At 44.4% G+C, this 385-nt stretch carries 1 protein-coding gene; it reads right to left on the bottom strand.

The features are described from left to right. Positions 1 to 385 (bottom strand): tetratricopeptide repeat protein (locus A3735_RS09155; RefSeq protein WP_156499557.1); only part of this gene is annotated, 385 nt, incomplete at both ends.

A 385-nucleotide genomic window follows, 5' to 3' on the forward strand; every position in this document is an offset into this window, starting at 1 on the left:
TACTCGAGCCTCGATAAGCGTTGCATTGAGGCAGGCCTGTTCGTCAGTCGAAAATTTATGTGTTAATTCGTTTAGAACTTGTATCGCTTCGTCCGCATGTGTTTTGCCAGAATCACTAAGGTCTCCCGATGACCTTTCGGATAAGCAGCGGCCAAGGTTTAGGTAGTTGTCAGCTTTTTCATGTATTGAGTGTTCGCCATATCGAATAGCTTTCCTGTATGCCTCTGTTGCGCTTTCAATGTCTTGATTCTTTTGACATAGCTTGCCTAGTTTCTCATGACGTAGAATTACTCTGGGCGACATTTCAACTGCTGACTCAAGTGATTCTTGTGCTTTCTGTGGTTGATTCAGTTTCTCGTAGCAAGCTGCGAGACCGTCATATGCT

It is taken from the genome of Oleiphilus sp. HI0061 (assembly GCF_001635675.1).